The 15610-nt window shown below is 39.6% G+C and carries 20 protein-coding genes; 15 read left to right on the top strand and 5 right to left on the bottom strand.

Annotated features, from left to right (window positions below):
* Positions 1 to 30 precede the first annotated feature (30 nt).
* The 11 genes from mltG to HT99x_RS10020 all read left to right on the top strand — a co-directional run bounded on the left by mltG (position 31) and on the right by HT99x_RS10020 (position 10168).
* Positions 31 to 1059: an endolytic transglycosylase MltG gene (gene mltG, locus HT99x_RS10070; protein WP_075065041.1), complete on the top strand. Its 1029-nt coding sequence runs from the start codon at positions 31 to 33 to the stop codon at positions 1057 to 1059.
* On the top strand, positions 1040 to 1663 hold the full coding sequence (gene tmk / locus HT99x_RS10065; RefSeq protein ID WP_075065042.1) for a dTMP kinase: 624 nt from the start codon (positions 1040 to 1042) through the stop codon (positions 1661 to 1663). The genes mltG and tmk overlap by 20 nt, the downstream gene beginning before the upstream one ends.
* Complete coding sequence (holB, locus tag HT99x_RS10060; RefSeq protein WP_075065043.1) at positions 1651 to 2616, top strand: DNA polymerase III subunit delta'; 966 nt, start codon at positions 1651 to 1653, stop codon at positions 2614 to 2616. Before tmk ends, holB begins: the two co-directional genes overlap by 13 nt.
* Before the next feature lie 20 nt (positions 2617 to 2636).
* Positions 2637 to 2996 carry a PilZ domain-containing protein gene (locus tag HT99x_RS10055; protein ID WP_075065084.1) on the top strand — a complete coding sequence of 120 codons (360 nt, stop codon included), beginning with the start codon at positions 2637 to 2639 and terminating at the stop codon, positions 2994 to 2996.
* An 18-nt stretch (positions 2997 to 3014) separates the two neighbouring features.
* Positions 3015 to 3782, top strand: a complete 768-nt coding sequence (locus HT99x_RS10050) for a TatD family hydrolase (protein ID WP_259566282.1) — start codon at positions 3015 to 3017, stop codon at positions 3780 to 3782.
* Between the two features lie 63 nt (positions 3783 to 3845).
* Entirely contained in the window at positions 3846 to 4535 is a 690-nt protein-coding gene (locus tag HT99x_RS10045) for an SEL1-like repeat protein (RefSeq protein ID WP_083482762.1), read from the top strand.
* Positions 4513 to 5520 carry a formimidoylglutamase gene (hutG, locus tag HT99x_RS10040; protein WP_075065085.1) on the top strand — a complete coding sequence of 336 codons (1008 nt, stop codon included), beginning with the start codon at positions 4513 to 4515 and terminating at the stop codon, positions 5518 to 5520. Before HT99x_RS10045 ends, hutG begins: the two co-directional genes overlap by 23 nt.
* Before the next feature lie 9 nt (positions 5521 to 5529).
* The gene (gene hutI / locus HT99x_RS10035; RefSeq protein WP_445971445.1) at positions 5530 to 6726 is read left to right on the top strand and encodes an imidazolonepropionase; all 1197 of its coding nucleotides are present in this window, start codon (positions 5530 to 5532) and stop codon (positions 6724 to 6726) included.
* Positions 6710 to 8383: a urocanate hydratase gene (hutU, locus tag HT99x_RS10030; protein ID WP_445971444.1), complete on the top strand. Its 1674-nt coding sequence runs from the start codon at positions 6710 to 6712 to the stop codon at positions 8381 to 8383. The genes hutI and hutU overlap by 17 nt, the downstream gene beginning before the upstream one ends.
* 1 nt (position 8384) lies before the next feature.
* On the top strand, positions 8385 to 9917 hold the full coding sequence (hutH, locus tag HT99x_RS10025; RefSeq protein WP_075065047.1) for a histidine ammonia-lyase: 1533 nt from the start codon (positions 8385 to 8387) through the stop codon (positions 9915 to 9917).
* Positions 9918 to 9931: 14 nt separating this feature from the next.
* On the top strand, positions 9932 to 10168 hold the full coding sequence (locus HT99x_RS10020) for a hypothetical protein (RefSeq protein WP_075065048.1): 237 nt from the start codon (positions 9932 to 9934) through the stop codon (positions 10166 to 10168).
* A 56-nt stretch (positions 10169 to 10224) separates the two neighbouring features.
* On the opposite strand, the gene HT99x_RS10015 is transcribed toward HT99x_RS10020, so the two are convergent.
* From HT99x_RS10015 to HT99x_RS10000, 4 genes are all read right to left on the bottom strand, one after another.
* Positions 10225 to 10401 carry a hypothetical protein gene (locus tag HT99x_RS10015; protein WP_158003343.1) on the bottom strand — a complete coding sequence of 59 codons (177 nt, stop codon included), beginning with the start codon at positions 10399 to 10401 and terminating at the stop codon, positions 10225 to 10227.
* A gap of 96 nt (positions 10402 to 10497) precedes the next feature.
* A complete protein-coding gene (locus HT99x_RS10010; RefSeq protein WP_075065049.1) occupies positions 10498 to 10737 on the bottom strand; it encodes a hypothetical protein in 240 nt (79 codons plus the stop codon).
* An 82-nt stretch (positions 10738 to 10819) separates the two neighbouring features.
* Positions 10820 to 11101 carry a hypothetical protein gene (locus HT99x_RS10005; protein WP_075065050.1) on the bottom strand — a complete coding sequence of 94 codons (282 nt, stop codon included), beginning with the start codon at positions 11099 to 11101 and terminating at the stop codon, positions 10820 to 10822.
* 83 nt (positions 11102 to 11184) lie between these two features.
* On the bottom strand, positions 11185 to 11394 hold the full coding sequence (locus HT99x_RS10000) for a hypothetical protein (protein WP_075065051.1): 210 nt from the start codon (positions 11392 to 11394) through the stop codon (positions 11185 to 11187).
* A 147-nt stretch (positions 11395 to 11541) separates the two neighbouring features.
* On the opposite strand from HT99x_RS10000, the gene HT99x_RS09995 reads away from it, so the two are divergent.
* The 4 genes from HT99x_RS09995 to HT99x_RS09980 all read left to right on the top strand — a co-directional run bounded on the left by HT99x_RS09995 (position 11542) and on the right by HT99x_RS09980 (position 15155).
* Positions 11542 to 12141 carry a NifU family protein gene (locus tag HT99x_RS09995; protein ID WP_075065052.1) on the top strand — a complete coding sequence of 200 codons (600 nt, stop codon included), beginning with the start codon at positions 11542 to 11544 and terminating at the stop codon, positions 12139 to 12141.
* Positions 12142 to 12155: 14 nt separating this feature from the next.
* Positions 12156 to 12353, top strand: a complete 198-nt coding sequence (locus HT99x_RS09990; protein ID WP_075065053.1) for a CBU_0585 family protein — start codon at positions 12156 to 12158, stop codon at positions 12351 to 12353.
* 142 nt (positions 12354 to 12495) lie between these two features.
* Positions 12496 to 12804 carry a hypothetical protein gene (locus HT99x_RS09985; protein ID WP_075065054.1) on the top strand — a complete coding sequence of 103 codons (309 nt, stop codon included), beginning with the start codon at positions 12496 to 12498 and terminating at the stop codon, positions 12802 to 12804.
* Between the two features lie 104 nt (positions 12805 to 12908).
* Positions 12909 to 15155, top strand: coding sequence for a DNA2/NAM7 family helicase (locus HT99x_RS09980; RefSeq protein ID WP_075065055.1), 2247 nt, complete (start codon positions 12909 to 12911; stop codon positions 15153 to 15155).
* Between the two features lie 20 nt (positions 15156 to 15175).
* Here HT99x_RS09980 and HT99x_RS09975 read toward each other — a convergent pair whose 3' ends face one another.
* Positions 15176 to 15583, bottom strand: a complete 408-nt coding sequence (locus tag HT99x_RS09975; RefSeq protein WP_075065056.1) for a response regulator — start codon at positions 15581 to 15583, stop codon at positions 15176 to 15178.
* Positions 15584 to 15610 lie beyond the last annotated feature (27 nt).

Raw genomic sequence — 15610 nt, 5'->3', positions numbered from 1 at the left:
TTGTCTGCCCCTGGCTAAAAGAATTAGTCCATGGTGCGTCTTAAATATCTTGTGATTTCGTTTTTAGTGCTTTCTCTATTAGCAAGCACTTATATGCTAATGGTTTATCCTAAGAAATCACTCAGTAACAACCCATCCTCTATTTATTTTCAGATCCCAGAAGGCGCCACTGTAAAGTTTATCGTTAAACAGTTACAAGCAAATGGTATTATTCATTCATATGAAATCCCTTTATTTTACGGCTATATTCGTTCAAAAGGGTTACAACGGAAAATCCAAGCCGGGGAATATGTTTTTCCTTTAAATATTACGCCTGCACAATTATTGCAAAAATGGGTAAAAGGCGATGTCATTATCCATTCCTTCACTATCACCGAAGGTATGACATTTGCACAAATGCTACGAGCAATGCAATTTCACCCCGCAATTAAGAAAACGCTCTGGGGGCAATCAGAAGAACAAATCATGAAATCGTTAGGGGAAAATATCTTCATTGCAGAAGGATTGTTTTTTCCAGATACCTATCATTTTAAAGCAAATACCACTGATAAAACGTTATTGTTACGCGCTAGAAAAATAATGAGCATTAAATTAATGGATGCTTGGCAAAACCGTGATTTAAATATTGCCATTAAAACACCTTATGAAGCATTGATTTTAGCGTCTATTGTTGAGAAAGAAACCGGCAGGGACGAGGAGCGTGAAAAAATTTCGGGTGTTTTTCAGCGAAGATTACAGAAAAATATGCGCCTTCAAGCTGATCCAACAATCGTTTATGGTTTAAAAGAGGCTTATAACGGAAAAATAACTAAAGCACATTTGCAGTCAAGTGATAATCCTTATAATACCTACCGCCATGCAGGATTACCTCCTAGCCCAATTGCATTGCCAGGACTGCGTTCCATTGAAGCGGTGCTTCATCCTGATAAAAGTGAAGCCTTATATTTTGTTGCAAAAGGTGATGGAACGCATATATTTTCTAATACACTATCAGAGCATAATCAGGCAGTTGCGCTATATTTACAAAGGATGTCTAACCATGAGTCACTCCAACGCTAAATTCATTACTGTCGAAGGCATTGAAGGTGTTGGCAAATCAACCAATATTCAATGGATGGCAGAACAACTTGAACAAAAAGGATTAAGTGTCGTATTAACGCGAGAACCTGGGGGAACACCTCTAGGGGAACGGGTTCGAGACATATTATTAGCAGAGTTTACCGAAAAAACATTACCTCAAACTGAATTGTTACTATTATATGCAGCACGATTTGCTCATGTTGAACAAGTGATTAAACCGGCCTTAGCGCAGGGAAAATGGGTGATTTGTGATCGTTTTGTTGATGCAACGTATGCTTATCAAGGCGCGGGGCGAGGAATGGATTTTAAAGTAATTGATAGTCTAAATGAATGGACATTAGGCAGCTTTCGTCCGGATCATACCGTGATTTTGGATGCACCTGTTGAAATTGCTTTAGCGCGTATTCAGCGCAATCGCGTGCTCGATCGTTTTGAAAAAGAAAAAGCGTCTTTCTTTGAAAAAATCCGTCAATTTTATTTGCAGTGTGCTGCGCAAAATCCTGAGCGTTATATTGTGATTGATGCCTCTAAAGAATTAGGCCAAGTTAAGCAACAGATAGCTGAAGTAATATGCAAGATTTGAATTATCCCTGGTTAATTAACATAAAAAAACAGCTAGGGAAAATGGTTCAATCAAAAAAAATCCCACATGCTTTATTATTAGTTGGACAAGAAGGACTAGGCAAACAAGCATTGGCGAATACGTTGGCGCAAAGACTTTTATGTTTGTCGCCAAATGACAATGGTGCCTGCGGTATCTGTACCGCTTGCCATCTTTATCAACAACAACATCATCCAGATTATCGCTCTTTAGGAGATAATGCGAATATCAGTATTGATGATATTCGAGAAATCATTGATTTTTTAGCAAAAGCTTCTCATCAATCAGCTAATCGTGTTGTGGTAATTACAGCTGACCACTTAACCGTTAATTGTGCTAATGCACTGCTTAAAATTCTCGAAGAGCCACCTAATCAGACTTATTTCATATTAATTGCTAAGCAATTATCTGCGATTTTGCCAACAATACGTAGTCGTTGTTTTATCGTCAATGTATCGGTGCCAAGTGTTCAAGATGCTATTACCTGGTTAAAACAGCAACGTCCCGAAGAATCATTAGATAAGCTGATATGGCAGTTAAAAGTGGCAGGTGGCGCACCGTTAAAAGCGCAAAATATTGCACCACAAGCGCTAGAACAATCATTAAACATGCTAGAGCGATTGCTATATGCCGAAAATCTTTTAATTTGCTACCAAGAAGAAGCACAAAATTGGTTGTTATCGGATACGACAGACGCACTATACTTACTTTATTATTGGTTAACAGAATTAATCCGGTATGTGACAACAGGAGTAACTGTGTTTAGTGACAGAACAGAGCGTTTTACACAGTTAGCCCATTTGTCAGCAAAATCGTTGTTCGCATTTATGAATCATGTTCTTGATGCCATTCAAGTATTGAATGCATCGGGAGTAAATAAGCAATTATTGTTAGAAGCATTATTTTATGAATGGCATGCTTTGAGGAGTTCATAATGAGTTCTATCAATTTATCGATGGATCAAGAAGGAAACGCTAAACCCAAAGCGAATGTTCTTTCTTTGACAATTCGCGATAAAGCAGTACTTTATGCGACATATATGCCTTTTATTAAACGAGGTGGCTTATTTATCCCAACCAACAAGCGCTATGAATTAGGGGATGAAATTAATATGTACCTTAATTTAATGGAAGAAACAGAGAAAATTCTATTATCAGCTAAAGTGGTTTGGATTACGCCAAGTGGGGCACAAGGAAATCGAGCTGCTGGCGTTGGGGTACAATTTCAAGGCGAAGAAGGTATAAAAGCACGCAATAAAATTGAAACCTACCTGGCCGGTGCTTTAAAATCAGAACGTCCGACACATACATTGTAATAAGATCAAAACATTCAAATGCAAAGAGTATATGTAGATTCACATTGTCATTTAAACATGCTCGATAACGTTGATGATGCAATATTGCACGCAAAAGAACGAGGCGTTGAACATTTTTTATGTGTCGCTGTGACGTTAGATGATCATCCTGAACTCATGAAAATTTCTGCGTTGCATCACAATGTATTTATTTCCGTTGGCCTTCATCCCAATGAAATGCCAAATAAAGCTATTAGTGCAAAAGAGCTGATTGAGCTTGCTTCTAACTCACGTGTTATTGCAATTGGTGAAACAGGGCTTGATTATTATCGTTTAGAAGGCGATAAAAAATGGCAGCAAGATCGTTTCGTGCAACATATTGAATGTGCACGTCAATTATCAAAGCCACTTATTATTCATACACGTCAGGCAAAAGAAGATACCATTGCAATGTTAGCATCGCATGATGCGAAGAAAGTAGGTGGTGTGATGCATTGTTTTACCGAAGATTGGGAGACAGCGCAACAAGCGCTCGATCTGGGATTCTATATTTCCTTTTCAGGTATTGTGACATTTAAAAACGCCACTGAATTGCAAGCGGTTGCAAAGAAAGTCCCTTTAGATCGTATGCTTATTGAAACGGATTCACCTTATTTAGCGCCGGTACCCCATCGTGGTAAGCCTAATTTACCAGGTTATGTATGTCATGTTGCTGAGTATATTGCAGGACTTCGTGGGGAAACAATTGAGACAATTGCCCAAAAAACGACTGAAAACTTCTTTACTTTGTTTTCCCCTCCATCGTAGCATGGAGAGTACTCTTCACGATGGAGTAACCATTTTTCTGACGATTGCAAAGAGGAATTTGCCATGATGTCTAGGATGCCACTTATTATCATCGCTCTTTTATGCAGCTACCCCACAATAAGCTTGTCTACTGAGTCATATCCGAGAGTCGCAGCTTTATCTAAGGCAGAAATCGATACTGTAAAAATGCAAGCTAAACAGGGTAATTCTGCTTCCCTTGTACAATTAGGTGATCTTTATTATTTTGGGCGTGGCGTAAATCATGATATTGCGCAATCAATTAAATACTACCAAAAAGCCAGCGAATTGGGAGAACCATTAGCTGATTATCGATTAGGTGGTTTATATAGCAAAGGCCGAGGGGTCGAAAAAAATCATAAAACCGCCTTTGAGTATTATGAGAAAGCCGCTAAAAATGGTTTATTGGCAGCACAAATGCGGATGGCTTTTTTTTATGAAAAAGGCACAGGCGTTGAAAGAGATCCACAAAAATCGTTAGAGTGGTATAAAAAAGCAGCAGCGAAAGGTCATTCACAGGCGCAATATAAATTAGGTTTAGCACTTGCTAATGGAACTGGAATCAAAGCGAATATACCGCAAGCCGTTGCATGGCTTGAGCGTGCTGCTAAACAAGGATCGCAATTGAGCAACGTCTATAAAAATAAATTACAAGATAAAGTAACGCCTCAGGCTTTAGCAGAAGCACGTTCACAAGTTGAGCATGAAATTCATGCACAAATATCCCAAATTTAGTGATAAAAACTATTCTTTTCCTAATCAAGAAGATTGGGAAGGACGAGTAGATTCTGCAGAACCTTTTGCACGTTTTTATCAAGCAGTTAAATGTAAAAGTCTTGATGCTTTTTTCATGAGTCTGTTACCAACAGAACAACCAACCATTGTTTTTTTGGGATTTGCTTGTGATGAAGGCGTTCGCCGTAATCAAGGTCGTGTTGGTGCAGCGTCATCACCAAAAGCATTAAGAAAAGCGCTTGCCAATTACCCCCTACATGATAATGCTTTTGCCCTGCATCTTATTGATGTGGGTGATATCAATTGCTTGGATGGAAATTTAGAAAATGCTCAGCAGCATTTAGCGCAGGCAGTAGAAGCGATTATAGCGAAGGGTGCTTTTCCTTTGATATTAGGAGGCGGGCATGAGACAGCATGGGGTAGTTATTTAGGATTACGTCAATCGGTTGCTCGTCAAAATATAGCAATATTAAATTTTGATGCGCATTTTGATATGCGTCCAATGCTTGAAAATTCCCAAGGAACTTCTGGGACTTCATTTTTACAAATTGCGCAAAATCGCTTGAATAATAATTTAGCTTTTCATTACTATTGCTTAGGTATTAATAAGGCAAGTAATACCCATTTCTTATTTGAAACGGCCAAAAAATGGCAGGTACAATATTTAAGTTATGAAGAAATCTATGCCACAAGCAATAAAGCAATTCAATTTGTTGAAAATATCATTCAATCGCATGATGCTTTATATGTCAGTTTATGTATGGATGTTTTTTCGGCAGCATTTGCACCGGGTGTAAGTGCCGTATCTCCAGCAGGCTTAATGCCTTATCAAGTGATGCCACTGTTACAGATCTTAGCGGCATCTAAAAAAACGGTTTTATTTGATATTGTTGAATTAGCCCCAGCGTATGATCAGCAAGGATTGACAGCAAAGTTGGGAGCACAATGTATTGCCGAGTTTTTATACCGTTATCAGCAAAGGTAAAATGTAATGGTGCAATACGCAATTTGGCAAGATGCTACCCTCATAACGATGAACTCCTATTCAGATTATGGATTGATTGAAAAGGGTGCCATTGTTGTTGAACAGGGAAAAATAATTTGGGTTGGTCCTGAGCAAGCATTGCCAAATGCTTTCACTAAGCAGGCTGAAATTCATTCAGCAAATGGTCATTTTATTACGCCAGGACTTATTGATTGCCATACCCATTTAGTCTATAGCGGCAATCGGGTAAGTGAATTTGAAGCGCGATTACAGGGTGTTAAAAAAGGGGGAATTTTAACAACGGTGGCGGCTACCCGCGAGGCAAATTTTACCGTTCTTTATGAAGCTGCTGCTAAACGTCTGCAGCAAATGCTAGAAGCGGGGGTGACAACAGTTGAAATCAAATCAGGATATGGATTGCAGTTAGAAGCAGAACGCAAGATATTACAAGTCGCTAGAGCCCTATCTGAGAATTTTCCTGTCACGATTCAAAACACTTTTCTTGGCGCTCATGTTTTACCTTCTGAATTTGAGAATAAACAGCAATATATTAGGGAATTAGTTGACAATGTGTTGCCTTTATTGCTGCAAGAAGGGTTAGTCGATGCTGTTGATGGATTTTGTGAAACTGGAGCATTTTCTGCGATAGAGTTGGAATCTTTATACACATTTGCAAAGCAAAATAACATGCCTATTAAAGTGCATGCTGAACAATTATCGCGGGGAGAAGGCGCGCATTTAGCTGCAAGATTCAAAGCCGTGAGTGCTGATCATTTAGAGTATTTAGATGAAGCGGGTGTTATCGCACTTAAATCAGCAGGTTGTACGGCGGTACTTTTGCCAGGGGCTTATTATTTTTTACAACAAGATCAAAAGCCGCCTATTGAGCTACTACGAAAATATCAAGTACCTATGGCACTAGCGACAGATTGTAACCCAGGTACTTCACCCACAACCTCTTTGTTACTGATGATGAATATGGGGTGCTTATTATTTAAGTTAACACCATTAGAAGCCTTACAAGCGGTGACATTACATGCAGCTAGTGCCTTAAATTTAGCGCATTGCAAAGGTAAATTAGCGATTGGGTATGATGCGGATTTTGTCTTATGGAATATCCAATCACCTACGGAACTTGCTTATCATTTTGGTGATAATTGCTGTGAAAAAGTCGTTAAACAGGGAAAAGTTGCTTATGCCAGATAATCGTTATCGTGAGAATCCTATTAAAGCACCTCGTGGTAAACTGTTAAATACGAAATCATGGCAAACAGAAGCAGCTTTACGTCTGTTAATGAATAATTTAGATGATGAAGTAGCTGAAGATGCAAAGCGACTGATAGTCTATGGTGGTATTGGCCGTGCTGCACGTAATTGGGATTGTTACGACAAAATCATTGAAGTGCTAAAACGTTTGGAAGATGATGAAACGTTACTTATTCAATCAGGAAAGCCAGTAGGTGTATTTAAAACACACTCTCAAGCGCCACGTGTGTTAATTGCCAACTCCAATCTTGTGCCCGCTTTTGCAACTTGGGATGATTTTCATGAGCTTGATAAAAAAGGCCTCATGATGTATGGGCAGATGACAGCAGGTTCATGGATCTATATTGGCAGCCAAGGAATTATCCAGGGTACTTATGAAACGTTTATGCAAGCGCTTAAAAAACATTACAAGGGTGATGGTCAAAATAAATGGATACTAACAGCAGGACTTGGGGGAATGGGGGGGGCTCAGCCACTTGCTGCTAAAATGGCCGGTGTGTCACTGCTTGCTGTTGAATATGATCCCAAGCGAATTCAACGTCGATTAGAGAATGGCTATTTAGACATTGCCTGCCAAACAATCGATGAAGCATTACAACATGTTAATATGGCGCATCAACGTGGTGAAACCATTTCAATCGGATTATTAGGTAATGCGGCTTTGGTTTATCCAGCATTGGTAGCAAAAGGCATCAAGCCAGATTTAGTAACCGATCAGACCAGCGCTCATGATCCCCTAAATGGTTATTATCCGCCTGAATGGTCTATCGAAGAGTGTCAACGCAAACGTATTAGTGAACCGCAAACAGTCATTCATGCTGCAAAACAAGCTATGGCAAAGCAAGTAGAAGCGATGCTTGCCTTCACTAAGCTTGGAATACCGACTTTTGATTATGGCAACAATATACGGCAAATGGCATTTGATATGGGAGTTAAAGAAGCTTTTACTTTCCCTGGCTTTGTCCCTGCTTATATTCGACCTTTATTTTGCCAAGGGAGAGGACCTTTTCGTTGGGTTGCATTATCGGGCGATCCTGCTGATATTGCTAAAACGGATGAAAAAGTAAAAGCGCTTTTAAAAGATGATCTAGACTTGTGTCATTGGTTAACCATGGCGAAACAGATCCCTTTTCAAGGGCTACCCGCTAGGATCTGTTGGGTAGGGTTAGGACAACGTGCCAAATTAGGTTTAGCATTCAATGAGATGGTAGCAAATGGTGAGTTAAGTGCGCCTATTGCTATCGGGCGTGATCATCTCGATGGGGGATCGGTAGCAAGTCCCAGACGTGAAACAGAATCGATGTTAGATGGTTCTGATGCCATTTCTGATTGGCCTATTTTAAATGCATTATTAAATTGCGCAAGTGGAGCATCATGGGTCAGTTTTCATCACGGGGGTGGTGTTGGGATGGGCTATTCTCAACATGCAGGGATGGTGATAGTGGCAGATGGGACGCCCCAAGCGAAAGAAAAAATTAGTCGTGTCTTACATAACGATCCTGCAACGGGTGTTATGCGTCATGCTGATGCAGGTTTTCCTGAAGCAGTTGAATGTGCAAAACGTTTTCACTTAGATCTTCCCATGCTAAGGAAATGAGATGGCAGCTTCATTGAGAGTACAAGCCGGTAAATTGTCACTTGCCGATCTGAAAAAAGCTTATGATAGTCATCAACCATTATTATTGGATGCTAGTTGCAAAGAGAATGTGTTAGCGGCAAAGGCGGTTGTTGATGAATATGTTTCTCATCAGAAAATTGCATATGGCATAAACACAGGATTTGGAAAATTAGCCAATGTGGTTATTCCAGAAGATCATTTACCACAATTGCAAAAGAATTTGGTGCTTTCACATGCCTGTGGTGTGGGTCAATATTTAGAACCTGCAAGTATACGTCTGGTGATGCTGTTAAAGATCAATTCATTAATTCAAGGTTATTCAGGCGTTAGTTGGCAACTCATTGAAGCGTTGATTGCGTTATATAATGCTGCTATTTATCCTTGCATTCCAGAAAAGGGTTCAGTCGGTGCATCAGGTGATTTAGCACCATTAGCGCATATGTCTTTAGCATTGCTAGGTGAAGGTGAAGTGATGTATCAAAATCAGCTTCGCCAGTCTGCTGATGTTTTGCAAGAAGTGGGTTTACATCCATTAACTTTAGCACCTAAAGAAGGACTTGCATTATTGAATGGGACGCAAGTTTCAACCGCATTATTAGCAAGAGCTGTCATTCGTTGTCAGCGCTTAATCGATGCAGCAATTGTTGCTGGCGCACTTTCTCTGACTGCAACGCAAGCAAACTTACATCCATTCGATCAGCGACTTCATCAACTACGTATGAATGAAGGACAAATCGATATAGCAAGAATGCTTACCTTCTTATTAACAGACACAGCAATTGGGACAACATCGACTAAACATCAAGTGCAAGATCCCTACTCGTTAAGATGTCAACCACAAGTATTAGGTGCTTGTTTAACTCAAATGCGTTATGCGGCAGGGATCTTACAAGCAGAAGTTAATGCGGTTACTGATAATCCATTGGTGTTTGCAACGACTAAAGAAATTATTTCAGGTGGTAATTTTCATGCACAATCCGTTGGATTTGCTGCTGATGCATTAGCTGTTGCGATTGCAACGACAGCAACGATTTCAGAAAGAAGAACTGCTTTACTACTTGATCCTGCATTTTCAGGATTGCCTGCGTTTCTTGTGAATGCCAGTGGTGAAAATTCAGGATTTATGCTGGCACAAGTAACAGCAGCGGCATTAGTAAGTGAAAATAAAGTATTAGCACATCCGGCGAGTGTTGATTCGATACCAACATCAATGAATCAAGAAGATCATGTTAGTATGGCAACTTTTGCAGCACGACGTTTAGATGAAATGCTAGATAACAGCATGACGGTGGTAGCGATTGAATTGCTAGCAGCTTGTCAGGGGATCGATCTGCTAAAACAAAAACCACAGACTACGCATTTAAAAAAGTTTTATGATAAGATTCGTCAGATCATTTCTTTTTACGATGTTGATCGGTATTTTGCATCTGATATAACAAAAGTTAAAGAGATGATTGAAATGCATGAATTTGCATTGCCCTCACAAGGAAGCAATAGTTGTTTAGTGTTTTAAAGAGGTAGTGTTGTATGCGCGAACTTATCGTTCAAGAAACTCATCAAATCGCTGGTGGAAATTTTATTCAAGATATTAAGGATATTTATGAAGACGGGCTAAGTGGCTATGCGCTCACGGCCGGTATTCTCTCACTCAGCACGGGTATGTTAGTTGGTAGTGTGATACCCAAGTTTGCACCTGTCTGTGCAATCGGCGCACTCATTGCCTATGCAATTTATGATACGCAGCATGTTCAAAATGTTGCTTAACTAATGTTTCAAGCACCGTGGCAATAGCGACGGTGCTTAGCATTCAGCTCTGAATTTTAAGGACGACGTTTGATTTTTAGTGCAAGTGCATCATCTTGTTCAACTCGATTTAACACTTCACCTACTGCCAATGAAAAACGATGGACAGCTCTTGGATCAATCAGAATGCAATCGGGGATCTTGCTTGAGGTTTGAATTTGGCGATCAGCACCTGGTGTAAAGGTTGTGGACATAAATTTTCCAACTAACTAACTTAAATATGTTTGCTATCTTACCACATAACTAAGTCTTGTAAAGAGGGAATACTCAAATTTATCGAGTGTAACTACTTAAATTTTAGGCTTTGAGCCAGCGCTATTAAGAGAAGTAATGAGGTGGTTTGCTTGACGATCGAATTCAATGCTAGATGCTGTAGAAGGTGCTAATACACGATCTGGAATAGTTGCGACAAGTTGCTGTCCATTCTTAATGAGTAAAGCATCTGGGTGTGTGCCAGCTTCAGCTTGCTTAAGTACTTGATCCACGTTGGGTGACTCTTTTCTTATTTGGCCTGAAAATAACATTGCCATAACAACTAACTACCTGTGGCATCGACTACATTGTGCGCGATTATAGCACGCCCCAACAAAAAGAGTAGTTAGCTAGAATAAATTAAGGTTGTTTCTTTGGGGTAGTGCTCTTGTCTTTGGGCTGGTTTTTTAAGGGGGGTAAAAGCTTTGCAACCGCGTTAATCATGGTATCAATCACATCTGTGAAAGCGGGTTTAGGATGTTTGAGCTTGATTGAATCAGGTATCGGTTTGCTAAAACCTATCATGTCATTCATTTTTTCTAAGGATTCTTTTTCTTGCAAACGTATCTGTTTTTCTTCGTTATTGATTTTGTTATTACGAAAGCTTAATGGGTTTTGATTTGCTTTGTCTTCATCTGTCATTTCAACTGCCTTTTAGGTGATGACCTAATAAGATAAGTATGACACATAAAGATAGTTAGCAAAATTATAAAAATGCGGGGATATTAACGGTTTTCAGTAAACGGGGTATATGGGAAAATGCCTTCTTTTTCATACAGTCTGCCACTTGCTACACCTTGCTCATAAAGTGCTTTGAATTTAAGGATGAGAAATTCAATTGCCGCTGCTTGTTGGCCAACCTCCAGGCGCGCTTCAATGATTCGCATCATTTGTTCTGCTTGAGATCGAAAATCCAAGACATTCATGTCAGCCATTTAACTCTCCGTGGCGATTATTCTGAGACATTGCCCAATCGTGGGCTGCATTCGATTATAACAAAGCCCTCCTAGTTGTGCAGCCTGTTTTGCATGGGCTAGGTCACTTCAAGTAGAATACTCTCTATTTGCAGTCAGGAAATTTTGATGAATATACCCCAAATCCTTGTTACCGAAAGTGCTAAAGAGCACTTTAATCACCTGATTGCTAAAGAGGAAATGCCTGGCATGGGGTTGCGCATCTTTTTAGATCAGCCAGGACATCCAAAAGCGGATGTCAGTATTGCTTTTTGCCCACCTGGCGAACATCGCGCTACAGATATTCCTTTACCACTTTCAGGTTTTACCTTGTATGTTGATAAAGCAAGTGCGCCCTTTTTAGAAGCAGCCGAAATTGATTTCAAGAAAGATTCATTAGGTGGTCAATTAGCGATTAGTGCGCCCAATTTAAGAGGGGCCAAACCAGAAGAAGATTCCACTTTATCAGAAAGGGTTAACTATATTTTAAATAATGAAATCAATCCTAATTTAGCAAGTCATGGTGGTAGAGTCAGCTTGGTTGAAATTACCCCTAACAATGAAGTTGTTTTACGATTTGGTGGTGGCTGTCATGGCTGTGGTATGGCAGATGTAACACTCAAACAAGGTATCGAAAAAACATTAATGTCACAGTTGCCTGAAATAACCGCAGTTATTGATGTTACTGATCATAGCATGGGTGAGAATCCCTATTACGCGACAACTTAAGGATAAAAACACTCATGACTGATAAAGCAATTAAAAGTATACAACGCACAGGCTACGTCAGCGAAATCGATCAATTTTTACGTGATCATGATAAAAATCGACAATCTTTTGGTGAATCTCGCAAGAAAGAAGTCGAAAAGCATCAACGTATTTTTGCCAAACGTGATAACGTCGTTGAAGAAGAAGCATCGCCTATTTGGGAAAAATTCTAGAAACCACCCTCAAAAATATTTTTCGCATTGTCCTGAATGAATGCAAACACAATTTTTGAGAGAACTTCTCGACTAGACGACTGTTGCAAAATTCGATTATAATTTGTGTAATTAAGTTAATTACCCTAAAGAGGTTTTATTAATGAGTGTAAAAGGTCCCCTGCGTAGTGCTGGCATTTGCCAAAGATATGATGATTTTAGCAAGTTAGATGACATGTCTTACGCTGCACTGACCACAGGCATAAAAAATAATGAGCTGGGTTATACGTTATTAAAGCAAGGTGAGTTGGTTAATGGCCCAGCATTCCAGCACGAACCACATCAATCAGGTATGGCCTATGGTGTTGATCCTAGAACAGGAAAATTGGTACCTGTTCCAGTGCCACATCCTGAAGAAAAATTACGTGATGATCTTCAGCATACCCGAAGAAATGCACCAAGACCCTACTAAATTAATAAAGTGAAAAAACCACCTCTATAGGTGGTTTTTTTTTATAGCCTTCACAGCTTCCTTTCGATAAGCTTACCCATCATAAAAATATTGAAGGCAATACCATGCTGGTTAATCAATCCGCTTTATCCTTAATTCGTTATTGGCAAGAAGGTGTGTGGCACACGACTTACAATCAGCAACCCCTTTTGCCAGAACAATTAACCCAAGCATGGCGGTGTCAACGAGAAGAAATGCTAGCGGGTCATTTACAGGTTGCGACGAGTTTAGACTCACAAGCCGTATGGGTGGCTCCCTTTGTTTTAATAGGGCAGGATTCTACTTATTGGATCCCACTTTGGATCCCTGCCATTTTGCAAGAAAAGCAACTTGCGGTAAGAGCAGATAATGTGCTGCCTTGGATACCAGGAAACCAATTCGATTCACAAAATGGTCCCTTTATTGCTGAACGCTCGGTAGTTGATGATTGGTTACGCTTTGAGTATTTAACAGAAGATAATCAGGTTGCTTTTCAAAATTGGTCAGATTGTATAGGCGCTTGTATTGATGCATTAAATTCTTTTAGTGAAAGTTCTTGGCAGCAAGCATTGGCTGAACGCGGTTTCTTGCTGAGTCAAGAATCATTGATTTTACCAGAATCAGCAATCACTCAATTAAGACTCTCTCCTTTGTTGCAACAATTTTGCGATTTAGAAGAGGTACAAAAGACTGAAGCAGATGAAGAGGATGATGCAGCGTTACATTTATTATGTGGCGCAGTGAGTGATACGCCATTAGCACAAAATACTTATACTACGCTTTTGCACATGCTGTCGCTACCAAATGAACAGCTTCTTGCGCTTCAGGCACCGATAGGTAGCGATAAAATAACTTGTTTATTGACCTTGTTAGCATCAAAGTTAGTACAGCAAACAGCAATGCATCAACGTGCGCCAAAGATTGCACTGATAACGCCACAATCTGAGCCATTTGCAGCCTTATTTCAAATCAAGCCTGATGAAGCATTAGTATCATGGGAATTATTACATCAAGCTTATGAAGATTATGTAAAAAATATTACCCTCGCTCACACTTTCATCAACGAAGATGAAAATGAGAATTTATTAGCAAAGCTGCAACAAGAAGATGAATCTTTAGAAAAAATCATGCAAGATCTTTTTTCACAGCAAGATACTCATCAATCTAAAACATTATTGTCAAAATGTTTGCAAGTGATTTACAAAGACAAAAACAAAAAAGCGGCGTTGTTAGCCTTGAGCGATAAAATTCGTCAATGCAAAACTAAACGAACAAGAATTCATCAAGCCATTGTCAGAGTCGTAGAGTTAATCAGTCAGAAGCGAAATAACGAAAAAAATTGGCATAATTGGAAAAATCGTTTCTTACTAAGTGACATCAATGATTTTCAAGCAGTACAGCTAGCTGCCGGAAAAAAATTATTTGCGATGACTTTAACGTATTGGCAGCAGCAAAAAAATCAGCCAGATTGGCTGAGCATTAATCCAAAACCTGAGGGGGATTATGATCTTGTCGTGATTGATTCGGCGCATCGTTTTATGCCACAACAAATCATGCCTTACTTGGCTTGTGCTAAACAAGCATTATTTGTTGGTGATAGTAAAGAAATTGAATCATTACCTGCCATCAGTTCTGTTGCTGAAGAAAAAGCTTTAGTAAAACATCATTTGCATGATGAAGAAATCATCGAACAGATGCATTACAAAGGGATGTTACAAAGTATTGGTAATGCTTTTACGGTGGCATTAGCCAATACGAATATCCTGTTAGAAAATCTTGCATTGAGTAACGACTATCATACTCAGCTGAGTCAATTTCTCGGTGAAAAGCGCGCAATCTCATCCCCTAAGGAACCCGTATTTTCTGAAAAAAATGGCTTTCATTTTTTAGATGTGAGAGGATTTTGCAGTAAGAATACGCAACATCAATGGAGCAATGAGCTTGAAGCTACTGCCATTGTTGAGTGTTTACTAACGGGGGCACTATATCAATCAGAAGTACAAATATTTGCTGCTACCGTGGCACAACAACAACTGATTTTACGTAAGCTTCACCACGCAGGGCTTGATAGGGCTGTTTATAGTTTACGTGATAGCGCTCCTTCACAAACAGATTATGTTATTTTTTCACCCGTTTACACGATAGGTACTCCAAGACCGTTTCTCTTTGATAGGGGGGAGCAACATTTTTATCGCATGATAGTGCGAGCGAAAAAGGGGTTTTGGCTTATTGGGGATAAACGAATTTTCGATCCTAAAACACATAGCCCATCAGGGCAGCTAGCAAAGTATCTTGAGAAAGTGTGTTTGAACACTTCACTGGAGGTAAGTTGAGGTTTTTGTTAATAAACTTGCTATTTTTCTTCTAAACGCTTTTTGTATTTTTCTAGAACAGAGAAAAGTTCCTTGTTGTCATCTGACTTAATTATATATTCGTCCATGCCTGCGTCGAGACATATTTTCTTGTCTCGTTCGCTTGTGCTGGAAGTGAAAGCAATCAGTGGTATGTTAGACTTATTACTTTCTATGGAGCGAATATTTTGGGCAGCCTCATAACCATTCATTTGAGGTAAGAAAACATCCATGATAACAAGGTGATAATCAGATTCTAGAATGGCTGCAATTGCTTCTGTACCGCTGGCAACGGTGTCAACCTGATACCCTTGGCTTTCAAGCGCCCGTACAAGGACCGCTCTGGCAGTACGACTGTTTTCAACCAGTAAAATTTTCAGCAATGATTCGGAAGAAGAAGCCTGACTCATATCCTAACCGTGGTATAATCATTCCAT

The organism is Candidatus Berkiella aquae (assembly GCF_001431295.2).
GTDB classification, from domain to species: Bacteria; Pseudomonadota; Gammaproteobacteria; order Berkiellales; family Berkiellaceae; genus Berkiella; species Berkiella aquae.
The sequence above is the reverse complement of the archived record's forward strand: the minus strand, read 5'-3'. Positions and strand labels throughout refer to the sequence as shown.

Coding starts and splice junctions, on each gene's coding strand:
- HT99x_RS10055 (WP_075065084.1), top strand. CDS start 2,637: ATGGATCAAGAAGGAAACGCTAAACCCAAAGCGAATGTTCTTTCTTTG.
- HT99x_RS10005 (WP_075065050.1), bottom strand. CDS start 11,101: ATGACAGATGAAGACAAAGCAAATCAAAACCCATTAAGCTTTCGTAAT.
- hutG (WP_075065085.1), top strand. CDS start 4,513: ATGCACAAATATCCCAAATTTAGTGATAAAAACTATTCTTTTCCTAAT.
- HT99x_RS09995 (WP_075065052.1), top strand. CDS start 11,542: ATGAATATACCCCAAATCCTTGTTACCGAAAGTGCTAAAGAGCACTTT.
- HT99x_RS10010 (WP_075065049.1), bottom strand. CDS start 10,737: ATGGCAATGTTATTTTCAGGCCAAATAAGAAAAGAGTCACCCAACGTG.
- HT99x_RS09990 (WP_075065053.1), top strand. CDS start 12,156: ATGACTGATAAAGCAATTAAAAGTATACAACGCACAGGCTACGTCAGC.
- hutH (WP_075065047.1), top strand. CDS start 8,385: ATGGCAGCTTCATTGAGAGTACAAGCCGGTAAATTGTCACTTGCCGAT.
- tmk (WP_075065042.1), top strand. CDS start 1,040: ATGAGTCACTCCAACGCTAAATTCATTACTGTCGAAGGCATTGAAGGT.
- HT99x_RS09980 (WP_075065055.1), top strand. CDS start 12,909: ATGCTGGTTAATCAATCCGCTTTATCCTTAATTCGTTATTGGCAAGAA.
- mltG (WP_075065041.1), top strand. CDS start 31: ATGGTGCGTCTTAAATATCTTGTGATTTCGTTTTTAGTGCTTTCTCTA.
- HT99x_RS09975 (WP_075065056.1), bottom strand. CDS start 15,583: ATGAGTCAGGCTTCTTCTTCCGAATCATTGCTGAAAATTTTACTGGTT.
- HT99x_RS10015 (WP_158003343.1), bottom strand. CDS start 10,401: ATGTCCACAACCTTTACACCAGGTGCTGATCGCCAAATTCAAACCTCA.
- HT99x_RS09985 (WP_075065054.1), top strand. CDS start 12,496: ATGAGTGTAAAAGGTCCCCTGCGTAGTGCTGGCATTTGCCAAAGATAT.
- HT99x_RS10050 (WP_259566282.1), top strand. CDS start 3,015: ATGCAAAGAGTATATGTAGATTCACATTGTCATTTAAACATGCTCGAT.
- holB (WP_075065043.1), top strand. CDS start 1,651: ATGCAAGATTTGAATTATCCCTGGTTAATTAACATAAAAAAACAGCTA.
- HT99x_RS10000 (WP_075065051.1), bottom strand. CDS start 11,394: ATGGCTGACATGAATGTCTTGGATTTTCGATCTCAAGCAGAACAAATG.
- HT99x_RS10020 (WP_075065048.1), top strand. CDS start 9,932: ATGCGCGAACTTATCGTTCAAGAAACTCATCAAATCGCTGGTGGAAAT.
- HT99x_RS10045 (WP_083482762.1), top strand. CDS start 3,846: ATGATGTCTAGGATGCCACTTATTATCATCGCTCTTTTATGCAGCTAC.